Source organism: Streptococcus sp. V913, assembly GCF_054353455.1.
In genome coordinates, this window is record NZ_JBTHHX010000005.1 from 61,982 (window position 1) to 84,032 (window position 22,051).

General features: G+C 41.1%; 15 protein-coding genes and 2 pseudogenes. 15 read left to right on the plus strand and 2 right to left on the minus strand.

Translation table 11 applies throughout. From position 1 onward, the window contains the following. Nucleotides 1–204: 204 nt before the first annotated feature. The 4 genes from ACXYSL_RS08500 (at nucleotide 205) to ACXYSL_RS08515 (ending at nucleotide 7,499) form a co-directional block, all read left to right on the plus strand. Nucleotides 205–2,238 carry a DNA methyltransferase gene (locus tag ACXYSL_RS08500; protein ID WP_458624479.1) on the plus strand — a complete coding sequence of 678 codons (2,034 nt, stop codon included), beginning with the start codon at nucleotides 205–207 and terminating at the stop codon, nucleotides 2,236–2,238. Nucleotides 2,239–2,247: 9 nt separating this feature from the next. Then, nucleotides 2,248–5,148, plus strand: a complete 2,901-nt coding sequence (locus ACXYSL_RS08505) for a type III restriction-modification system endonuclease (RefSeq protein ID WP_458624480.1) — start codon at nucleotides 2,248–2,250, stop codon at nucleotides 5,146–5,148. 255 nt (nucleotides 5,149–5,403) lie between these two features. Next, nucleotides 5,404–5,967 carry a sugar O-acetyltransferase gene (locus tag ACXYSL_RS08510; protein ID WP_458624481.1) on the plus strand — a complete coding sequence of 188 codons (564 nt, stop codon included), beginning with the start codon at nucleotides 5,404–5,406 and terminating at the stop codon, nucleotides 5,965–5,967. Between the two features lie 284 nt (nucleotides 5,968–6,251). Further along, entirely contained in the window at nucleotides 6,252–7,499 is a 1,248-nt protein-coding gene (locus ACXYSL_RS08515; protein ID WP_458624482.1) for a carbohydrate-binding domain-containing protein, read from the plus strand. 133 nt (nucleotides 7,500–7,632) lie between these two features. On the opposite strand, the gene ACXYSL_RS08520 is transcribed toward ACXYSL_RS08515, so the two are convergent. Next, nucleotides 7,633–8,178: a hypothetical protein gene (locus tag ACXYSL_RS08520; RefSeq protein WP_458624483.1), complete on the minus strand. Its 546-nt coding sequence runs from the start codon at nucleotides 8,176–8,178 to the stop codon at nucleotides 7,633–7,635. A 420-nt stretch (nucleotides 8,179–8,598) separates the two neighbouring features. Between ACXYSL_RS08520 and ACXYSL_RS08525 the strand changes: the two genes are divergently transcribed. The 11 genes and pseudogenes from ACXYSL_RS08525 (at nucleotide 8,599) to rpsD (ending at nucleotide 20,443) form a co-directional block, all read left to right on the plus strand. After that, nucleotides 8,599–9,315: an ABC transporter ATP-binding protein gene (locus ACXYSL_RS08525; protein ID WP_009729511.1), complete on the plus strand. Its 717-nt coding sequence runs from the start codon at nucleotides 8,599–8,601 to the stop codon at nucleotides 9,313–9,315. A 1-nt stretch (nucleotide 9,316) separates the two neighbouring features. Continuing rightward, complete coding sequence (locus ACXYSL_RS08530) at nucleotides 9,317–10,399, plus strand: ABC transporter permease (RefSeq protein ID WP_458624484.1); 1,083 nt, start codon at nucleotides 9,317–9,319, stop codon at nucleotides 10,397–10,399. Nucleotides 10,400–10,438: 39 nt separating this feature from the next. Beyond that, the gene (locus ACXYSL_RS08535) at nucleotides 10,439–11,062 is read left to right on the plus strand and encodes a TetR/AcrR family transcriptional regulator (protein WP_000361925.1); all 624 of its coding nucleotides are present in this window, start codon (nucleotides 10,439–10,441) and stop codon (nucleotides 11,060–11,062) included. Between the two features lie 284 nt (nucleotides 11,063–11,346). Further along, the gene (locus tag ACXYSL_RS08540; RefSeq protein ID WP_458624485.1) at nucleotides 11,347–12,111 is read left to right on the plus strand and encodes a nucleoside phosphorylase; all 765 of its coding nucleotides are present in this window, start codon (nucleotides 11,347–11,349) and stop codon (nucleotides 12,109–12,111) included. A 33-nt stretch (nucleotides 12,112–12,144) separates the two neighbouring features. Next, nucleotides 12,145–13,524, plus strand: coding sequence for a TrkH family potassium uptake protein (locus ACXYSL_RS08545; protein WP_458624486.1), 1,380 nt, complete (start codon nucleotides 12,145–12,147; stop codon nucleotides 13,522–13,524). A 13-nt stretch (nucleotides 13,525–13,537) separates the two neighbouring features. Further along, on the plus strand, nucleotides 13,538–14,203 hold the full coding sequence (locus ACXYSL_RS08550) for a potassium channel family protein (protein WP_001283891.1): 666 nt from the start codon (nucleotides 13,538–13,540) through the stop codon (nucleotides 14,201–14,203). A gap of 154 nt (nucleotides 14,204–14,357) precedes the next feature. Beyond that, a pseudogene (locus tag ACXYSL_RS08555) lies at nucleotides 14,358–14,423 on the plus strand (YSIRK-type signal peptide-containing protein); the annotation flags it as partial. 90 nt (nucleotides 14,424–14,513) lie between these two features. Next, on the plus strand, nucleotides 14,514–17,819 hold the full coding sequence (locus ACXYSL_RS08560) for an SSURE domain-containing protein (RefSeq protein ID WP_458624527.1): 3,306 nt from the start codon (nucleotides 14,514–14,516) through the stop codon (nucleotides 17,817–17,819). Nucleotides 17,820–17,899: 80 nt separating this feature from the next. Then, nucleotides 17,900–18,598, plus strand: a complete 699-nt coding sequence (locus ACXYSL_RS08565; protein WP_458624487.1) for a response regulator transcription factor — start codon at nucleotides 17,900–17,902, stop codon at nucleotides 18,596–18,598. Continuing rightward, nucleotides 18,595–19,629 carry a sensor histidine kinase gene (locus tag ACXYSL_RS08570; protein WP_458624488.1) on the plus strand — a complete coding sequence of 345 codons (1,035 nt, stop codon included), beginning with the start codon at nucleotides 18,595–18,597 and terminating at the stop codon, nucleotides 19,627–19,629. Before ACXYSL_RS08565 ends, ACXYSL_RS08570 begins: the two co-directional genes overlap by 4 nt. Before the next feature lie 202 nt (nucleotides 19,630–19,831). Continuing rightward, a complete protein-coding gene (rpsD, locus tag ACXYSL_RS08575; RefSeq protein ID WP_000092756.1) occupies nucleotides 19,832–20,443 on the plus strand; it encodes a 30S ribosomal protein S4 in 612 nt (203 codons plus the stop codon). Between the two features lie 88 nt (nucleotides 20,444–20,531). On the opposite strand, the pseudogene ACXYSL_RS08580 reads toward rpsD, so the two are convergent. Then, a pseudogene (locus ACXYSL_RS08580) lies at nucleotides 20,532–21,698 on the minus strand (tyrosine-type recombinase/integrase). Nucleotides 21,699–22,051: the final 353 nt, after the last annotated feature.

Here is a 22,051-nt window from a genome sequence, read left to right on the forward strand (position 1 = left end):
AGAACTTTGGTTGATACTTAAGAAAACTCTATGAACCGAAGATGCGAGGAGAAATATGCATAAAAAACCACACACACATATATATATATATATATATATATATAATTTCGCGAATAGCTAAGTTTTTTAATGTTTTATTTATACGTATACCTGTTACTTTTGTGACAGGCTTTTTGCGTACCATAAGTATGAAAGAGGTGGCTCATGCTTAAGGATATTCGGATGGAAAATCAAGCTATCACATCTAAATCAGCCTTTCTCAAGGAGTTGAAGAGTAAACTTCCAGATTTCTTTGTAGGCGAAAGCTTTGATATGGACAAATTTAAGAGAGGTCTAGCTAAGGAGAGTGTTCAAACGGAGTTATCTTCTGGGTACCAACTAGATTTTGTTGGAAAGAACTATGCAAAAAAACAAACAGGAGAGCTTTCAGAAACGGTGGTTGTTCCTAATATCAAGCATAATGAAGAGATGATTCATCAGAACAGCCGCAATCTCTTTTTTACGGGAGATAATTTGGAAGTTCTACGTCACCTGCAAGCTGGTTATGAAAATAGCATCGATGTCATCTATATTGACCCGCCCTATAATACAGGATCGGACGGTTTTGTCTATCCTGATAGCTTTTCTCACAGCGATGAGAAACTCAAAGCTATGTTTGGTCTGGATGAGGAGGGGCTTTCTCGGCTTAAGTCTATTCAGGGCCGTGCTACACACTCAGCTTGGTTAACCTTTATGTATCCTAGACTCTGGCTGGCAAAACGTCTTCTCAAGGATACGGGTGTTATTTTTGTCTCTATCGACGATAATGAACAAGCTAATCTAAAGTTACTTATGGACGAGATATTTGGAGAAGGACAGTTTGTGGCTAATCTAGCTATTGAAAATAATCCTAAGGGAAGAAAAAATGGGAAATTTGTAGCTGTCAGTCATGAGACACTGTTAGTTTATGCAAGAGATTTTGACAAAGCCCTTCCGTTTGAAAATGTTGTAAGAAAAAACAAATTATTAAAAGATGAATATGGGTATTATTCCCATGGGAAGCGTGTTTTAGTTGGTGAAAGCACAAATAAACTAGCTGCTGATGATAATAAGAATTACTCAGTTTATTATAATGGAGAAACGATTGAGCTAGTAACTGAGAAGATCGATGAAGTTAGAAGTGATTTGTTAGATAAAGGATATAAAGTTTATAAATCAATAAAAGATGGGGAACTTCTTGAAAATACATACTCTAAGAGTAAGTTTCTAGAATTATTTAATACAAAATCGTTGTTATTTAAAGAAAAGAGTATTTATGAAAAGGATAGAAATGTTTACAAACAACAGAAAAGTTTAATCAAATCATCTGATGAGTGGGATTTTAAAACAGAGACTGCTGGTTTTGTTTACGGAGAATTTGATTCAAAGAAACTGTTTTCAATGCCAAAAAATCCAGCTTTTATTAAAATGTTATTAAAGATGTTTGGGAACAACTCCGCTACTGTTCTAGACTTTTTCGCTGGATCTGCGACAACAGCTGATGCAGTCATGCAGTTAAATGCAGAGGATGGAGGAAATCGTTGCTATATCATGGTACAGTTAGATCAGCCGACTTTTACGACAAACTCTGATGGCACAGAAAGCCCTGCAAAAGGAGCAGAAGCTGCCTATAAGGACGGCTATCGCTATATTGATCAAATTTCTCGTGAGCGGATTAAGCGCGCGAGGGCTAAAATTCTTGAGAGAAATCCTAGTTTTCCTAACTTTGATGGTGGATTTAAGCATTATCAAGTAGTCAAGCCTGATCAAAAATTGTTGGAAGACTTGGATACGTATGATATTGAGACAGGAACTTTTATGGATGGATCTGGACAGATTAACTTGATTGGCGAAGATTATTTTGACGACATGTTGACACCTTTTTCAGCAGATTATCTGGGAGTTGAGGGGGGAGCTTTAGCGCACGAAACCATTCTGACAACTTGGAAGTTGTCTGATGGTTATGCAGTTGATAAGAAGGAAAAGTATCTTGATCTTGCTGGTTACCCTGCTATCCAACTGGATAATCGACTATATTTGATTGAACAGGGCTGGACAGAAGAACAAACAAAAATATTAGTCAATCTTCTTGGTAGGCGTGAACTAGAAGTACAGACCATTATTCTATACGGCTATAGCTTTGAGATGACATCCCTATGTGAGCTTGAGTTGGCCTTGTCCAGTCTGGACAAGGTAGTCAAGCTGATAAAGAGTTATTAGGAGGTCATCATGAAACTATTTTTAGAAGAACTACCTCATCAAGAAGAAGCTTTAAAAGCCATTATGGATGCTTTCCCAAAGGTTGATGATTGTAGTATGGATCTAGATATCAACTATGCCTACGCCAATCCTCTTCTCCAAGGACGTTATAATGAGATGAAATTTTTAGATGTCAAGATGGAGACAGGAACTGGTAAGACATATGTATACACCAGACTTCTCTATGAGCTTCACAAGGAGAGAGGACTTTTTAAATTTATTATTGTCGTTCCGAGTCCCGCTATCAAAGAAGGAACTAGGCACTTTATACAGTCGGATTATGCTAAACAGCACTTTTCTCAACATTATGGTAGCGTTCGTATTGATCTCAATGTCATCAATGCAGGAGACTTTAAAGTGAAAAGTGGTCGCAAAAACTTTCCAGCTCAACTGACAAGTTTTATCGAAGGCTCAAGGCTCAATAGCAATACGATTCAAGTTCTTCTAGTCAATGCAGATATGCTACGATCGTCTTCTATGACGAGTGACAAATACGATCAGACTCTTTTGTCTAACATCACACAGCCCATTGCAGCCCTTGAAAGGACGCGTCCAGTTGTTATTATAGATGAACCGCATCGTTTTCCCATTGACGGCAAAAATTATCAAGCGGTAACCAGTCTCAAGCCTCAAATGATTGTTCGCTTTGGGGCTACATTTCCTGAGGTGATGGTAAAAAATGGTCGGGTAGGACATTTAAAGAAACACTATTATCAAGACCAACCAGTCTATAACTTGACTGCTGTCAAGTCCTTTAATCAAGGGCTTGTAAAGGGGATTGATATTGCTTATCCTAAATTGACTAAAGAGGAAAGCCAAAATATATGGAAGGTAGTAGGCGTAAAAGCGAAGGAGTTGACGCTGAAAAAAGGCAATTTGACAAGGACGCTAGCGGTCGGAGATAATCTTGCTGATGTTGATTCTGCTTTTGAGGGGGATGTTTTTTATGCAGGTTCCAAAGTGCTCAGTAATGGATTAGAATTGGCTGTTGGGATGATGCTCATGCCTCACACCTTTGCTAACTCTTATCAGGAACTTATGATAGAAGATGCTATTGATAAGCACTTTATAAAGGAATGGGAACTTTTTAGTCGTCCGAATAATCAACCTAAGATTAAGGCTCTAACCCTTTTTTTCATTGACTCTATTGCCTCTTATCGAAAGAAGGATGGCTGGTTGCGTTTGACTTTTGAGCGTCTGCTTTTGGCGAAATTGCAAAGCAGGATAGCAGACATGGAAAAAATGTCAGATGCTATCAGTAAAGATTATTTAGGCTACCTTAAAGCAAGCCTATGTGACTTGCAGGCTGATACTCAGTCCATTCATGCAGGCTATTTCGGAGAAGATCGTGGGTCAAGTGCCGATGATATCCAAGCAGAAGTTGATGATATTCTTCATAATAAAACCAAGCTATTGTCTTTTAAAGATGGTGAAGGGAATTGGCTAACTAGACGCTTCCTCTTTTCAAAGTGGACACTTCGTGAAGGATGGGATAACCCCAATGTTTTTGTTATTTGCAAACTTCGCACTTCCGGATCTGAAAATTCGAAGATTCAAGAAGTAGGTCGAGGACTTCGTCTTCCAGTTGATGAGAAGGGACGCCGTGTCACACAAGACGAATTTGTCTCTCGGTTGGATTTCCTCATTGGATATGATGAGAGAGATTTTGCTCAAAAATTAATTGGAGAAATCAACAACGACGCTCCAATTGAATTTAATAGAGAAAGATTAGATGAGCAAACGATTCGGTTGATTCTTAGCCATTATTCGGATTTGACGGAGGATACCCTCAAAAATCAGTTGGGACAGAAGGGAATTATTGATTTTTCTATGACTTATCAAGAGGGAGGATGGGAGAAATTATGCCAGTTGTATCCTATCCTGACAGAACAGCAACTGAGAGGCGATAAGGTTCGTAATAGTAATGAAACAAGGCCTGTTACGCATGTTAAATTAAATCAAGACAACTGGAAACAGGTAAAAGAACTTTGGAGAGATTTTTCGAAGCGACGTATGATAGTTTTTGATGATGGAGCTGTTGACATATCACAACTTATGGATCAGATATTTTTAGATGAGACGCACTATGTTGTTGAATATTTTGGTATGATAAGGGAAAGTCTAGTAGCAGGGGGTAGTGAAGTTGCTAGTTCAACGGAGACAGCTCGTTATAGCCATACGAGAGCTGGTATGGCGTATGGAGACTTCCTCAAAAAGCTGGTACAGGAAACGAATTTACCTATTAAAGCATTACATAGGCGGCTCTTAAAAGTATTGAAAAAAATTAGAAATGATAATATTCTAAATAATGAGACCTTGAAAAATTTGGTTAAAGCCTTTAAATGTGCTTTTGAGAAGAGTTATAGCACAGCTTATCGCTATGAAAGTTTGGATTTTCAAGCTACTACAACACTTTATGATGCTACAACGGATAGTTTTGTAAATGAGATTATTATTGGAAATTTAGGTACAAAAGAGTTGACTGAGGTTGGGAGGGAAGAACGATATCTTTACGACCGTCCACCAGTTTACTATGATAGTGAGAACCCAGAGAAAAAACTTCTTCAGCACCACTATGATAAGGCAGTAACAGTATTTGGGAAATTACCTAAATCGGCTATTCGTATTCCAAAATATATGGGTGGAACAACTAGTCCTGATTTTGTTTTTGTAATTGAAGGTGCTCAAAATAAGATTATTTATCTTTTTGTAGAAACTAAGGCAGATAATATGCGAGACACTGATAAATTAGCTATTGCTATTCAAGAGTATTTTTTTAATTCCTTGGGAAATCAAAATATTGTTTATCAGGTGGCAACGGATGAAGAGCAAGTTTATCAGAAATTGCGAGAACTTGGTACGAAACAATGATTTTTATTATGGTTTCGATGTTCAGGAACAATTTCCTTGCTGAATAAAAAGTGATTTCCATTTTGGGAATCACTTTTTTACAACATCATGTAAACAATACATTGTGATTGATATAGACAAAGTGAACGATTTCTAATCGATAAATTGCAAGAATAAGTGAGCGTTGATAGTGTCCGAAAATTTGATATTATAGTATTCTTGACCTTTCAAAGGCTTTTTGATATGATGGGTCCAAAGTAAGTATGAGGTGATAAGATGGCTAGCGAATACCAGAAAATGATAGCAGGGGAGCCTTACCGTCCGTCGGACCCAGAATTACGGGCCTTGGCTCAGGCTTCTCGCCAAAAACAGGCTTCCTTTAACCGGGAAGAAGATCCCTTGAAGGGAGCCGAAATCATCAAGACTTGGTTTGGTTCAACTGGGGAAAATCTCTATGTCAATCCACATCTGGTGGTTGATTATGGAATCAATATCCATCTAGGGGAAAATTTTTATTCTAATTGGAACTTGACCATGCTGGATGTTTGTCCGATTCGCATCGGTAACAATGCCATGATTGGCCCCAACTGCCAGTTTCTAACACCTCTTCATCCACTAGATCCGCATGAACGCAATTCAGGGATCGAATACGGCAAGCCCATCACCATCGGTGACAATTTCTGGGCTGGAGGTGGCGTCATTGTCCTTCCTGGAGTGACACTGGGAAATAACGTAGTGGCGGGAGCAGGGGCCGTGATTACCAAGTCCTTTGGAGACAATGTTGTTTTGGGTGGCAATCCTGCGCGCGTGATTAAGGAAATCCCAGTAAAAGAAAACTAAAAAGAACAGCCGAGGCTGTTCTTTTTATGAACTCTAATCTTATAAATTTTTCTTCTTTTTTGCTTTCTTGGTCAAGGAAACATCGCACTGAGGGATGTTGGTTTTAAAAATCTATTAAAGGTAGTCCAGAGTTCAAAAATTGTTTTAGCAGCCCTTTCTAAAAAATTACTAGGCGAAATCTAATCCAAACTGAATTTAAGGAAACTTTCAGAAAAGTTTTAGTTTCGTTTCAGGAATCTTCAGTAGACTGTCTAGCTATATCATACGAAGGAGAGGAAAAAGGTATGAAATCAAAAAAATGGACCCTACTCGCAACGAGTTTAACGGCAATGGTGCTGCTGGCAGCATGTGCCCAGTCAACAACTACATCCAATACCAATGCAACGACAAATAGTGCAACAACAACTGCAACAAAGACAAACCAATCATCCTATTTTACAGAGAAGGACTATGATACTTCTTATGATGAAAGCACATCTTCTAAGATTGAGCTATCTGGCTCATCTGCAAACGTCTCTGGAGATGGGGTGACAGTCTCTGAATCAACAGTGACCATCACAAAATCTGGAACCTATGTGATTTCAGGTCAGTCTGACGGAGTGCAAATCAAGGTCGAGGCAGATAAGTCGGCAGATGTTCATCTAGTCCTAAAAGGTGCGACCATGACCAATACCAATGCAGCGATATCTGCGACATCAGCTGGCCATGTCTACCTGACTCTAGCAGAGGGAACCACCAACAGTCTCTCTGACTCAAGCTCGAATAGCGACGAAAAGGCTGACGCAGCTCTCTTTTCTAAGGTGGATTTGACCATCAACGGGAAAGGAACTCTCAATGTAGATGGCAAGAAAAACAATGGTATCAAGGCCAACGACACCCTCCACATCACGGGTGGAACCTATAACATCACAGCAGTTGGCGATGCCTTTAATGTTAATGATGAACTCAACATCACTGGTACGACCATGACCATTGATGCCAAAGAGGATGGGGTCAAGGTGGACAATGATGAGGATACTTCAGTCGGAACCATGTACCTATCCAACAACACCATCACCGTTACAGCAGGGGATGATGGCATCCACGCTTCTGGAGATCTTGTCATTGATAGTGGTACCTATACCGTTAAGAATTCAACAGAAGGGGTAGAAGGAAAATCCATCACCATAAACGATGGCGATATCAATGTCTATGCGACAGATGATGGAGTTAATGCAGCCAACAAAAATGCCCAACAGAGTGAAATCTTCTTCACCATGAACGGTGGGAACCTGATAGTAGAAGTTGGTCAAGGGGATACAGACCCAATCGATTCAAACGGCAATATCACAGTTACAGGTGGAACCATTAAAATGATTGGTCAAACAGGTTTTGACTTTGATGGAACAGCGACCTACACAGGCGGGGATATCTATCTCAATGGCGAAAAACAAACGGAAATCGTCAACTCTATGCCTGGAGGCGGTGGACCAAATGGAGACCCTCAAGGAAATGGTGGTCCTGGCGGTCCAGCCCCTGGTGGACAAGGATAAACAAAAAAGATAGCATTCAATTAGAATGGCTATCTTTTTATATGGGTGATAGATTGATATGTTACGAGTGGTTTTATAATCCTAGCTTTCAAAGGATAAATTGTTCAGTCACCCGTTTTTGTTTACTTGAATTTTAAGAGGGGTTGAGTAGTTTGCCCTTAAATGTTTTGTTTTGATAGGCGATTGCGAGGGAATTGAAAAATTCAACTGCTAGGTGTTCGTGGTGACAGAGTACCATCTCGCTTGGAGCTGCTTCTGGGGAAAAGACACCTAATTTGATGCGAAGTCTACCTTTTTTCATCTTGAACTGGTGCATGCCATACATCTTGATATCAAGGCTTGGATCGGACATGAGAGTGGCTGTATCACCTGCCATAGAAATTTTTGTATCAGTATCCGGAACTACTGGTTTTTCAGCATCTAGACTGATAAAGATTTTTTGATAAGTTGGTTGACCGTACTCTCCAATCAACTTCATCACTTCCTGTCCACCGTGCACCCCAGCAAATACAAAATGTTCAGGGTGAACTTTAGAAGGGAGCGCTTCGTCGCCCATTTTATTTAGTCCTTGGTTGAAGGCGAAGAAGTCTCCCAAAGTCAATCCATCGACGTCCACATCTACGTAAGCGGCTTGTAGGTTACGACCCTTGACCGAATTCTTAGAAATGTCATGCCACATTTGATCTGATTCTGCTAGACGGTCAGCGTAGAGTTCGAGGATTTTTTGACTTCCGAGGGCTAATTTGGTTTCAATTAGGTCTTGAAAATTTCTTAGTCTGTTTCATATAAAAATGAGTAAAATGAATTCCCATTACCAAGGTCATTAGAGTTGCGATAGCAATGACGATGGTTGGATTAGCCGAGAAAAGTAGAGGAAAAATAGGCCTTTAAAAAGTGGACAGAAAAGACCATTTCGGAGTATAGAGAGGAAGTTCAAAAACATTTTTAGAAATAAGACATGTGCATTATAAACATCAGATACGAATCTGGTGCTTTATTTTTTAAAGAATTTCAACTTTTTTCTTGACAAGTGAGTAAACACTCACTATAATAGGTCTATATTCAGTAAGTGAGTAAGCACTCACCTAGGAGGAAGCATATGAAAACATTACTACATTTACAAGATTTAGTAAAATCTTTTGACCATCAAATAGTTTTGAATCATGTCAGCTTTGAATTGCAGCCAGGAGAAATTATAGGCTTAATTGGTCCGTCTGGTGCTGGTAAATCAACTATGATTAAGACTACGTTAGGAATGGAAAAGGCTGATGGAGGCCTAGCTTTAGTGTTAAATCACACTATGCCCAATCGCTATATTTTAGGAGATATTGGCTATATGGCCCAATCAGATGCTTTATACGAGACCTTGTCAGGCCAAGAAAATCTGGAATTTTTTGGTCAGCTAAAGGGGCTTTCTAAAAAAGACCTGAAGGCGGAAATTGCTTATATAGCTCAAGTAGTAGATCTGACAGACTACTTAAACAAGGCGGTATCTGGTTATTCTGGAGGAATGAAACGGCGTTTGTCGCTGGCTATCGCGCTTTTAGGAAATCCTCAACTCTTGATTTTGGACGAACCGACAGTTGGAATCGACCCTTCTCTTCGAAAGAAAATCTGGAAAGAATTATTCGCGCTTAGAGACAATGGGGTTGGGATATTAGTTACTACCCATGTTATGGATGAAGCAGAGTTGACGGATAAGGTCGGCTTATTATTAGGCGGAAAAATCATTGCTTTTGATACACCGCAACACTTAAAAGAAAGTTATCAAGTTTCAAGTATTGAAGAAGTATTTTTAAAAGCAGAAGGTGAGTAAAATGAGAACAATAGCGATTGCAAAAAAAGTCATCAAAGAATTACTTCGTGACAAACGAACTCTAGCTCTGATGTTTATAGCACCTGTTTTTATCATGTGGTTGATGAACCTCATGTTTTCAGCTAGTACAACCGTGAATGTCAAGTTAGCAACACAGGATCTACCAACTGGTTTGGTAACGAAAATGGATGAGCTCGACCATGTGGACGTCGAGACTTATCAAGACTTAGAACAAGCCAAAGAAGCACTAGCAAATGAAAAAGTCGATGCTGTGATTTCTTATAAAAACGATGAGTACCAGGTCGACTACGCCAACACAGACGCCTCCAAAACATCTATGATACGACAAGTGTTACGAACGAGTATCGCCAGTGAAGGCACCGATCAGTTAGTATCTCGTGTTAAACAAGCTCTTCCACAATTGGACTCGGACGCAAAAACACCAGAAATCAAGGAGTCTTACCAGTATGGAGATGAAAATACAAGCTTCTTTACCAGTATGATTCCGGTTTTGATAGGTTTTGTAGTTTTCTTCTTTGTCTTTTTGATTTCAGGTATGGCGCTTTTGAAAGAGCGCACCAGTGGAACACTAGAACGTTTGTTAGCAACACCAGTGAAACGATCTGAAATTGTCTATGGCTATATGTTGTCTTACGGTATTATTGCGATTTTTCAAACGGCAGTTGTCGTCTTAGCAGCAATTTGGCTACTAGATGTAGAAGTTGTAGGAAATATTTTAAATGTTATAATAGTTAATGTGGTACTGGCTCTTGTAGCACTAGCTTTTGGAATTCTCTTGTCTACTCTAGCAAAATCAGAATTCCAAATGATGCAATTTATTCCTCTCGTGATTATGCCTCAACTCTTTTTCTCAGGGATTATTCCATTGTCATCCATGGGAGAATGGGCTCCAACTGTGGGGAAATTTTTGCCATTAACCTATTCTGGTGATGCAATAAGCCAGATTATTCTTTACGGACACAATCTTGGTGATATTTTGCCAAATCTTGGTGTTTTAATGATTTTCTTGATCATTTTAACAATTCTCAATATTGTTGGATTGCGTCGTTATCGTAAAGTTTAGAAATCAACATAAATAATGCTAAAAAGGTGTGAAGATTAGATGGATAAGACTGTTTTTGAATCGTTTGAAGATTACTTAGAAGAAGCGAATTACCCTCAAGGAAAGAAAAAAATCATGCAGGCAGCAGTGGATCTCATATCAACTAGGAGTTACCATGGGACCTCAACTCTTCACATAGCTGAGCGTGCTGGACTAAGCCAGGCAACTTTGTTTAAGTATTTTAAGACGAAGGATGATTTACTGACGGCTATTTTACATCCTGTAGTCCCAGGCATTTTCGGTAGTTTTTTTGAGGAACTCTTAGCTTTTGAAACGACAGAAGAGAGGGTTCGTTATCTCGTCCACGATCGTATGAGCTATCTCAAAAAAAATCGTGCTTTGATGAAAATCATTCTGCAGGAGAGTTTTTCAAATAAAAAACTAAAAAATGAACAGATTTTTATCTGGAATGCTATTCAAGATAAACTTCGAGTACTCCGTAAGGAATTGATAGCAGATCCACGTGTAAATCCAGAGTTAACGATTCCTCAAATGGTTCGTATTTGTGTTGGCCCATTGTTGGCTTACTTCGCTCAGCTTTATATCGTTAGCGACAATGGAGAAATAAAAGAAGAAGACTTAGACTTATTAGAAAAACAGATTTTAGGTGCTTTGTGGAAATAGAGTAGGCCTAGACAAAATGGAGGCTAGATTCTATTGGTTTGGCTTCTTGCACAAGATAATATAAAAGGGTATATATTGTCTGATGCAGATTCGTGCTTTTTTATTATTGAATTTGCTATTTTGGTGATAGTCCTCAATCACTTTACTAAAACAGAAACCGACCACTCCAGCAGAGCAACGATTTCTTAAATGTATGGAAGAGGAGTTTTCTGGCTTGCTAAAGACAACTCCTTGACACTTCGTCAGCTTTTGATACAATAGTACAAAATTAGAGGAGGTGGGCTATGATTCAGAAACACGCGATTCCCATTTTGGAGTTTGATGACAATCCCCAGGCGGTCCTTATGCCAACACATGAGGGATTGGACTTAAAGTTGCCAAAGAAATGCATCTATGCATTTTTGGAGGAAGAGATTGACCGCTACGCTCAGGAAGCAGGAGCGGACTGTGTTGGTGAGTTCGTTTCTGCCACCAAGACTTATCCAGTCTATGTCGTCAACTACAAGGGTGAGGAGATTTGTCTGACCCAGGCGCCCGTTGGTTCTGCCCCAGCGGCCCAGTTTATGGATTGGTTGATTGGCTATGGTGTAGAGCAAATCATCTCCACTGGAACCTGTGGCGTACTAGCCGATATAGAGGAGAATGCTTTTCTCATCCCTATTTGCGCTCTGCGAGATGAGGGGACCAGCTACCACTATGTAGCACCTTCTCGTTATATGGAGATGCAGATTGAGGTTATCTCTGCCATTGAGCAAGTCTTGGAACAAAGAGGCATTCCTTATGAGGAAGTTATGACCTGGACGACAGATGGTTTTTACCGAGAGACAGCTGAAAAGGTTGCCTATCGCAAGGAAGAAGGTTGTGCTGTTGTGGAGATGGAGTGCTCTGCTCTTGCGGCAGTAGCTCAGTTACGTAGGGTTGTCTGGGGAGAACTGCTCTTTACCGCAGATTCCCTGGCGGATCTAGATAACTACGACAGTCGTGACTGGGGCGTAGAAGCTTTTGATAAGGCCCTCGAACTCTGTCTTGCTATTATGCACCACATGTGAGTGCTCTTACTATTTTTATGGTACAATGTAGCTATGGTATTCAAATCATTTTTTGAAAAAATAAAGACGACGCTAGTTCGATTATCACCAGCTCGTCGCATCTTTTTAAGTTTTGCCCTAGTAATCTTCTTGGGTTCTCTCCTTTTAAGCCTACCCTTGGTTCAAGCAGCAACGTCACAAGCGACCTACTTTGACCATCTCTTTACGACTGTGTCCATGGTCTGTGTGACAGGGCTCTTCACCCAGCCGGTGGCCTCTACTTACAATATCTGGGGCCAGTTGATTTGCATGCTGTTGATCCAGATCGGTGGATTGGGGCTTATGACCTTTATTGGAATCTTTTATATCCAAGGGAAACAAAAGCTCAGTCTTCGTAGCCGTGAGACTATTCAAGAAAGTTTTAGTTATGGGGAGACCCAGTCCTTAAGGGACTTCATCCGCTCGATCTTTTTGACGACTTTTCTGGTAGAAGGGCTCGGTGCCTTTCTCCTGAGTTTCCGCTTCATTCCTGAATTTGGATGGGGGCGAGGGATTCTAACCTCTATCTTTTTGGCTATTTCAGCTTTCTGCAATGCTGGATTTGATAATTTTGGAAGTACGAGTTTAGCAGTCTTTCAGACGGACCCTTTGATCAATCTAGTGATTGCAGGATTGATTATAACGGGTGGCCTAGGATTTATGGTCTGGTTTGACCTAGCGATCCAGTTTGGGAAAAAGAAAAAACGCCGCCTGCGTTTCCATACCAAGTTGGTTCTCTTTTTAACGGCGGGAATTTTGCTCTTTGGAACAGTATCGACTCTCTTAATCGAGTGGAACAATCCAGGGACGATTGGGAATCTCAGCGTCCCAGAGAAACTATTGGTTAGTTTCTTCCAGACTGTCAGTATGAGGACAGCAGGCTTTGCCTCTATTGACTACACCCAGGCTCGACCAGTTACCTTACTGATCTACATTTTGCAGATGTTTCTGGGCGGGGCACCTGGAGGGACAGCAGGGGGACTCAAGATTACGACCTTCTTTGTCTTGTTGGTCTTTGCTCGCAGTGAATTATTGGGCTTGCCTCATGCCAATGTAGCTCGGAGGACCATTGAACCTCGAACCGTACAAAAATCTTTCAGTGTCTTTATTATCTTCTTGCTGACTTTCTTACTGGGCTTGATTTTACTAGGGATAACAGCAGAAGGAAATCCGCGCTTTATCTACCTCATGTTTGAGACCATTTCAGCCTTTGCGACAGTTGGGGTGACGGCGAATTTAACACCAGAGTTAGGCAAGTTAGCTCTCAGTATCGTTATGTTGTTGATGTTTATCGGCCGTATTGGCCCCTTGACACTACTGGTCAGCTTAGCAGAATATAAGCCAGACAAGAAAGATTTGATTCACTATATGAAAGCAGATATCACTATCGGATAAGAAAGGAAGAACGATGTCAGATCGAACAATTGGAATTTTAGGTTTGGGAATTTTTGGGAGCAGTGTTTTGGCTGCTCTTGCCAAGCATCATATGAATATCATTGCTATTGATGACCACGAGGAGCGTATCAATCAATTTGAACCGGTGTTAGCGCGTGGGGTAGTTGGGGATATCACGGATGAAGAACTCCTTCTATCAGCGGGGATTGACACCTGCGATACCGTGGTTGTCGCAACGGGGGAAAATTTGGAGTCCAGTGTTCTTGCAGTCATGCACTGTAAAAGTCTAGGGGTGCCGACCGTCATTGCCAAGGTAAAAAGTCATATGGCCAAAAAGGTACTGGAGAAAATTGGTGCGGACTCGGTCATCTCACCGGAATTTGAAATGGGGCGTTCGTTAGCGCAGAGAATTCTCTTTCATAACAGCGTAGATGTCTTTCAGTTGGACAAGAATGTTTCAATTGTCGAGATGAGAATCCCCCAATCTTGGGGGGGGAAAAGCCTTAGCCAGCTAGATTTACGTGGGCGATACAATCTCAATGTACTTGGATTTCGTGACTATGAAAATTCTCCTCTAGATGTTCAATTCGGTCCCGATGACCTTTTACGGTCAGGCGCCTATATCATGGCGGTGATTAATAACCAACATTTGGATACTCTAACAGAGCTTAGTGAGTAGGAGAGGAAGGGTTGTTTTCTTCCTCAATGATTAATGAATCAATATAAGTATTTTATAAGAGGGATTTAAGAAAAATTTTAACTTTTTCTTAATCCTTTTTAATTTTAGGAGATTATACTAGAGCCATCAAATAAAAAGCTCTAAGGAGAATCCTATGAAATTCAATCCAAATCAGAGATATACTCGTTGGTCTATTCGCCGTCTCAGTGTCGGTGTTGCTTCAGTTGTTGTAGCCAGTGGCTTCTTTGTCCTAGTTGGTCAACCAAGTTCTGCGCGTGCTGATGTCGTCAATCCGACTCCTGCCCAAGTCGTGCCAGACGCAACTTCGGTGAGTGAAAAGAGCGACTTACCAGCAGAGGTTCTCAAAAAAGCAGTCGATGTAGCTCTTCCTTCAGAACGGTCTATTCCAACACCTAAAGCAAGTGTGGATACGACAAGCTCTTCAGAAAAAGCGGACGCAACTGCTAAAGAGCCGGTAGTAGCACCAAAAGAAGAAGTGCAAGCACAACCTGACTCTAAGAAACAAACAGAAGATGCAGTTAAACCTGTGGAAAGTCCTGAGTCTACAGTTTCTGGACAAGACCGTGAAGCCAGTGAAGCGCAACCAGCGACCACTCCAGCTGAAGTACAAAAAGGTGTGGCTGACAATACCAAAGATACAGTAGACGTCCCAGCCACTTATCTAGACAAGGCCAACTTCCCAGGTCCATTTACAGCCGGTGTCAACCAAGTTATTCCATATGAATTCTTCGCTGGTGATGGCATGTTGACTCGCCTTATCTTGAAAGCATCTGATAAGGCTCCATGGTCAGACAACGGAACAGCTAAAAATCCCGCCCTCCCACCAGTAGAGAAATTGGGCAAAGGCCTCTACTTCTATGAAGTGGATTTGGCCGGAACTCAAGGAAAATCAGATAAAGAGTTGCTTGACCTCTTGAAACAAAATGGTACGCAAAGCTATAAAGCTACTATCAAGGTGTACGGTGCAAAAGACGGCAAGCCTGACTTAACTAATCTGGTAGCGACTAAAGATTTGACTGTTAATTTGAATGGCTTGACCACACCAGCTGAAGTGCAAAAAGGTGTGGCTGACAACACCAAAGATACAGTAGATGTCCCAGCTTCTTACTTGGATAGAGCTAATTTTCCAGGACCATTTACAGCTGGTGTCAACCAAGTTATTCCATACGAATTCTTCGCTGGTGATGGCATGTTGACTCGCCTTATCTTGAAAGCATCCGATAAGGCTCCATGGTCAGACAACGGTTCAGCTAAAAATCCAGCTCTCCCACCAGTAGAGAAATTGGGCAAAGGCCTTTACTTCTACGAAGTAGACTTGGCAGGCACCCAAGGAAAATCAGATAAAGAGTTGCTTGACCTCTTGAAACAAAATGGAACTCAAAGCTATAAAGCTACTATCAAGGTGTACGGTGCGAAAGATGGCAAGCCTGACTTAACTAATCTGGTAGCGACTAAAGATTTGGATGTTAACTTGAATGGCTTGACCACTCCAGCTGAAGTGCAAAAAGGTGTGGCCGACAACACCAAAGATACAGTAGATGTCCCAGCTAGTTACCTTGACAAAGCCAATTTCCCAGGTCCATTTACAGCTGGTGTCAACCAAGTCATTCCATACGAAGCTTTTGGTGGAGATGGTATGTTGACTCGCCTCTTGTTAAAAGCCTCAGATAAAGCCCCATGGTCAGACAACGGAACAGCTAAAAATCCAGCTCTCCCACCAGTAGAGAAATTGGGCAAAGGCCTTTACTTCTACGAAGTAGACTTGGCAGGCACCCAAGGAAAATCAGATAAAGAGTTGCTTGACCTCTTGAAACAAAATGGAACTCAAAGCTATAAAGCTACTATCAAGGTGTACGGTGCGAAAGATGGCAAGCCTGACTTAACTAATCTGGTAGCGACTAAAGATTTGGATGTTAACTTGAATGGCTTGACCACTCCAGCTGAAGTGCAAAAAGGTGTGGCCGACAACACCAAAGATACAGTAGATGTCCCAGCTTCTTACTTGGATAGAGCTAATTTCCCAGGACCATTTACAGCTGGTGTCAACCAAGTCATTCCATATGAATTCTTCGCTGGAGACGGCATGTTAACTCGCCTGATCTTGAAAGCATCCGACAAGGCTCCATGGTCAGACAACGGTTCAGCTAAAAATCCTGCTCTTCCACCAGTAGAGAAATTGGGCAAAGGCCTTTACTTCTACGAAGTGGATTTAGCAGGCACCCAAGGCAAATCAGATAAAGAGCTACTTGATCTCTTAAAACAAAATGGTACACAAAGCTATAAAGCTACTATCAAGGTGTACGGTGCAAAAGACGGCAAGCCTGACTTAACTAATCTGGTAGCAACTAAAGATTTGGATGTCAACTTGAATGGTTTGACCACACCAAATCAGGTTAAAGAGTCTGGCTTGACCACATCAAATCAGGTTAAAGACTCTGTTGCTAATAACATCAAAAATAGCATTGATGTTCCAGCTAGCTACCTTGAAAAAGCAAATGTTCCAGGTCCATTCTTGGCAGGTGTTAACCAAGTTATTCCGTACGAAGCTTTTGGTGGAGATGGTATGTTGACTCGCCTCTTGTTAAAAGCTTCAGACAAAGCTCCATGGTCAGACAACGGAACAGCTAAAAATCCTGCCCTATTTCCACTTGAAGGCTTGGCTAAAGGTCAATATTTCTACGAAGTGGATTTGGCCGGAACTCAAGGAAAATCAGATAAAGAGTTGCTTGACCTCTTGAAACAAAATGGTACGCAAAGCTATAAAGCTACTATCAAGGTGTACGGTGCAAAAGACGGCAAGCCTGACTTAACTAATCTGGTAGCGACTAAAGATTTGACTGTTAATTTGAATGGCTTGACCACACCAAATCAGGTTAAAAAGTCTGTTGTTAACAATGTCAAAGACATGATTGATGTTCCAGCTAGCTACCTTGATAAGGCTAAGGTTCCTGGACCTTTCTTGGCCGGTGTCAACCAAGTTATTCCATACGAAGCTTTCGGTGGTGATGGTATGTTGACTCGCCTCTTGTTAAAAGCCTCAGACAAAGCTCCATGGTCAGACAATGGAACAGCGAATAACCCAGCGTTATTGCCACTTGAAGGCTTGGCTAAAGGCCAATATTTCTACGAAGTAGATTTGAATGGCAACACGACAGGCAAAGAAGGACAAGCCCTTCTAGACCAACTTCGGGCCAATGGCACTCACACTTACCAAGCTACTATCAAAGTGTATGGTTCTAAAGATGGCAAACCTGATTTGAGCAATCTAGTAGCTACTCGCCAAGTAACGATTCAGCTTCGTGGAAAAGAAATGGCGACAATACCATCTCAACAAGGTCAGATGAATACGAAGCCTTCTGAAACAGGCTCTACAGGTACGACTGAGGGTATGATGGGTACAAATCACCATATGTCAGATATGAAGGTCGATCAACCAGCTTCTAGCCCAATGGCTAATATGATGAAAAAAGATGATAAAGCGATGCTACCAAATACTGGGGAAGCTAAAACGGCTACAGCTGGCCTTGGTATCTTTGGTCTAGCCTTGGCAGGTCTTGTTGGACTTTTGGGTTTGACAACCAAACGAGAAGATTAAGATTCAAATCACTTAAACATTAGAGAAAATAGTGTTATACTAAAGCAAGTATAACACTGTTTTTATCAAAGGAGTGGCAGATGAAAAAGACAATTTTGCTGGTTGATGATGAGATAGATATTCTAGATATTCAAAACCGCTATCTTTTACAGGCAGGATACGATGTTTTAGTAGCCCATGATGGCAAGGAGGGATTAGAACTTTTCAGAAAAAAATCTATTGACCTCATCATCACAGATATCATGATGCCCAATATGGACGGTTATGATTTTATCAGTGAAGTTCAGTATATTGCTCCGGATCAACCCTTTCTCTTTACAACTGCTAAGACAAGCGAACAGGATAAGATTTATGGATTAAGTTTGGGGGCAGATGATTTTATAGCCAAACCCTTTAGCCCACGCGAATTGGTTTTAAGAGTGAATAATATCTTGCGTCGCCTTAGCCGTGGAGGCGAGACAGAGCAGATCGAGCTTGGTGACTTAGTGATCAACCATGTGACTCATGAGGTTCGCATAGGGGACCAATCTTTGGAATTGACAGTGAAATCCTTTGAACTTCTATGGATATTAGCCAGCAATCCTGAGAGAGTCTTTTCAAAAACGGAACTTTACGAGAAGGTATGGCAAGAGGACTATGTGGATGATACCAATACACTCAATGTTCATATCCATGCTTTGAGGCAAGAGTTGACCAAGTATACAAATTCAAATGCTCCTGCTATCAAAACTGTCTGGGGTTTGGGCTATAAGATGGAAAAACCAAGAGGTAGAAAATGAAATTAAAAAACTATATTTTAGTGGGGTATCTAGTGTCGACTCTGCTAACGATTTTGGTCGTTTTCTGGGCAGTCCAACGAATGTTGATCGAGAAAAGTGAAGTTTACTTTCTAGTTGGAATGACCTTGATTGCTAGTTTCATTGGCGCTGCAGTGAGCATCTTTCTTTTGTCGCCTGTGTTCTCTTCTCTGAAACATTTGAAAAAACAAGCTCAGGATATAGCCAGCAAGGATTTCAGCACAGAAATTGAAACCAAAGGCCCATTAGAATTTCAAGAGCTGGGCCAGGCTTTTAATGACATGTCCCACAATTTGCAAGCCACCTTTCAATCACTTGATGAGAGCGAGCAAGAAAAGAGAATGATGATTGCGCAGCTCTCTCACGATATTAAAACTCCCATTACCTCCATTCAGGTTACTGTGGAGGGAATTCTAGATGGAGTGATTAAGGAAGAGGAGCGGCTCCACTACTTAGCCACGATTGGTCGGCAAACTGAGCGTCTAAACAAGCTAGTGGAGGAATTGGATGTTTTGACTCTTAACACACAACCTCAAGATACTGCTGATGAAGAAGTCGAAGAGGTCTTTTTAGATCAGCTGTTGATTGAGTCAATGAGTGAATTTCAACTCCAGATTGAACAAGAGGAGCGGGATGTTTACATTCAAGTATCACCTGAGTCAGCGAAAATCAAGAGCCATTCTGACAAACTTTCTCGCATTCTGGTCAATTTGTTAAACAATGCCTTTAAATATTCAGAACCAGGAACCAGAATCGAGGTTCTTGCCCAATTAACAGAACAAGAGCTGACAATCAGTGTGAAAGACGAGGGTCAGGGGATTCATCCTGAGGATTTGGAAAAGATCTTTAAACGACTTTATCGTGTAGAAACTTCGCGCAATATGAAGACGGGTGGGCATGGCTTAGGTCTTGCGATTGCACGCGAACTAGCCCATCAGCTTGGTGGCGAAATCACAGCAGAAAGTCAGTATGGCTTAGGAAGCAAGTTTACATTCACCCTTAGTTTGAAATAAAGGCGTAAAATCTCTTTACAAATCTAGCTTTTCATGGTACAATAGCCTTTGTGTGAAATAGCAGCAGGAAAGCATGAAGCTCGTCAACAGGTGTCTTATGACAAGTAACCTTGGCTGTTTAGGCGAAGGGCATCTGCACGAATCAGGGCTTTCTAAGTGACTATTTCCACCGAAATATTATTTATATCAGGAGGACATACACATGTCACGTTATACAGGACCATCTTGGAAACAAGCTCGTCGCCTTGGCCTTTCACTTACAGGTACAGGTAAAGAATTGGCACGTCGTAACTACGTACCAGGACAACACGGACCAAACAACCGTTCTAAATTGTCAGAATACGGTTTGCAATTGGCTGAAAAACAAAAACTTCGTTTCACTTACGGTGTAGGTGAAAAACAATTCCGTAACTTGTTCGTACAAGCTACAAAAATCAAAGGCGGAATCCTAGGTTTCAACTTCATGCTTCTTTTGGAACGTCGTTTGGATAACGTTGTTTACCGTCTTGGCCTTGCGACTACTCGTCGTCAAGCTCGTCAATTCGTAAACCACGGTCATATCCTTGTTGACGGAAAACGCGTTGATATCCCATCATACCGCGTAACACCAGGTCAAGTGATCTCAGTTCGTGAAAAATCATTGAAAGTTCCAGCTATCCTTGAAGCAGTAGAAGCTACTCTTGGACGTCCAGCATTCGTATCATTCGACGCTGAAAAATTGGAAGGTTCATTGACTCGCTTGCCAGAACGCGACGAAATCAACCCAGAAATCAACGAAGCACTTGTCGTTGAATTCTACAACAAAATGCTTTAATTTTAAGAAATATCTTACAGAAAGCCTACAACAGTGGGCTTTTTGCTTTGTCTTAAAACGTTGATTTCTGGGTTTGCTTAGATATTTGCTAGATTGATTTCATAGCCGTTTCAAAGAATGAGACGGCTTTTTTGGCGTTCTCTTTTGAGAGGTGGCTATATATATCCATGGTCATACTGATTTGTGAATGACCTAGGCGGTGCTGAAGCTCCTTGTAAGGTATGCCAGAGTTAAGCAGTAAACTAGCGTGGGTATGACGGAAACCGTGAAAGCCAATGTTAGGAACGCCAGCACGTTTGAAGTGGGTTCTTAACCTAGTTTGTAAGGTTCGATTATTAGGGTACTCATGTATGAAGTCAGAAAAGACCACAGTTTCAGAGCGCCCGAGTTGCCAAGCCTCTTGTATTTGCCTACGTTTATATTGCTTGAGCATAGCGACTGTTTAGCGGTCTATATCTATATCCCGATAGCTAGACTTTGATTTTGGGCTATTGATCTCTTGCTTATAGTTTAGAGTCTTTGTGACATGGACAAGGGCACCGTCTAAGTTGATATCAGACCAGCTAAGCGCCAGAGCCTCATTGATACGGCAACCAGTGGCCAGTAGAAACTTGTAAAGTGTAATCTCGTAAAAATGGCGGTACTTGTTACTGTCTAAACTATCGAGATAGCCAAGAAACTTTTTAAGCTCCTGATTGTCAAAATGTTTGATCTTGTGGCGGTTTGCTTTTTGATTGTTTCGAGGTAGCAAGACCTCACGGGCTGGATTGAATGGGATAGCTTGCATAACTACGCCATACTGTAATATACGCTTGTTTAGCGCGTGGATTTTGTCATAATGCAGATAAGCCCTAGGTTCGCCTTTATTGGTCTTTTCTGCTAGTTTGTTGACAATGGACTGAATGAGTGGAGTTGTCAGCTTATCGAGCTTGTAGGAGCCAAAGAGAGGCAAAACATGACCTTCTAGGAGCCTTCTAGTAGCGTCCTGACTATTTGGCTTTACTGTGTGCTTGTGGTTATCCCACCATAGCCTAGCCAGTTCCTTGTAAGTGGATATAGTGGAGGCTTGAAACCTGGTCGATCCGTTTACCTTAAAGTCTATAATTACGTCTTGGGCTTTTTGCTTGACCTCTTTTTTAGTGCGTCCCGTGACTTTCGTTGTGACTTGTTTACCTGTAACCTGGTCAATGCCCAGATAGACACTAGAGCGGTAGACTATTGACCCGTCTTTTTTGCTATGTTGCGTTATTTTCATGATGATAAACCTTTCTAAAATACATCAGCAGGCAAGCTATTATTAAAAAGGTTTTAGATTGTGGTTTATATCATGCTAGGGCTTCACAGTTTGCCCCACATTCGATTTTAAAGAGTCAGACGGTTAATTTGTATATCAGATTGTAGAAAGCGTGTATGGGACTTGTATTAGACGGTTTGTGTTAACAAATGCTTACATTATTAAATCTTATAACGAAGCCCGAGCGAACCCCGAGAAATCACGCGCCTTTGTTGGTATAATCGGACTTTTCGGCTACCCTAAAAGAAAAATATTAGGGATGAGGTTCCAGGGATTTTTATGTTACAATACTATTAAAGACTATTAGGAGTGAT